Annotated in this window: 1 protein-coding gene and 1 pseudogene; both read left to right on the top strand. The window is 68.4% G+C overall.

The genetic code is table 11. From position 1 onward, the window contains the following. Positions 1 to 419 (top strand): annotated as a pseudogene (locus tag DBR23_RS19175) (hypothetical protein); the annotation flags it as partial. A 46-nt stretch (positions 420 to 465) separates the two neighbouring features. After that, a partial coding sequence (locus DBR23_RS31130) for a sigma factor (protein ID WP_304466222.1) occupies positions 466 to 706 on the top strand: 241 nt, incomplete at its 3' end.

Here is a 706-nt window from a genome sequence, read left to right as displayed (position 1 = left end):
CCCCCGAGCCCTACAGCCAGCGCCGCGACAACAGCCTGGGCCTCGGGCGTCTGCGGGAGGACCCCGCATCGCCCGCAGCCGCTGGGGCTGCCGGTGCGCCTGCTGCCCCAGCCCCATCGGCCGAGGCAGAGTCCTCTGCCCGCTCGCAATCTGCCGACAGTGTGGCCAAGGCCGTTCCCATGCCATCGGCCAAGCTAGGCACGGCGCACGGCCAGCGCGAGACCTCGGTTGTCACCCACACCAGCTTCACGCGCCTGCAAGAGCAGCCCAATGAAATCATCAGCATCCGCTACGACAGCCGCGAGAACCTGATCGCCAGCGGCGTGATCCGCGAGCCCATCGCCCGCCCCCACGTGCCCCATGTGCCGCGCGCGTTTCCGCAGTCGGACAACCTGTCGTACGTACCCGACCCACGGTAGGCCTGGGCCGGCCCGTGAGTGCATGAGGGTTTCGCATAATGCCCGGGTGCCTGCAGCCCCACCCTCTCACGATGCCTACGACGCCGACGAAGCGCTGATGCTGCGCTACGCCGGTGGCGACATGGCCGCGTTTGACCGGCTGTACGCCCGGCACGAGCTGGCCGTGTGGCGGTTTGTGTTTCGCAGCGTGAAGGTGCAGGCCGTGGCCGACGACCTGCTGCAGGACGTGTGGTTTGCGGTGGCGCGCAATACCACCCGTTATGAGGTGAAGGCCAAGTTCCGCACCT

The organism is Acidovorax sp. HMWF018, from assembly GCF_003061035.1.
Classification (GTDB): domain Bacteria; phylum Pseudomonadota; class Gammaproteobacteria; order Burkholderiales; family Burkholderiaceae_C; genus Acidovorax; species Acidovorax delafieldii.
This window is presented reverse-complemented; position numbering and strand designations above follow the sequence as displayed.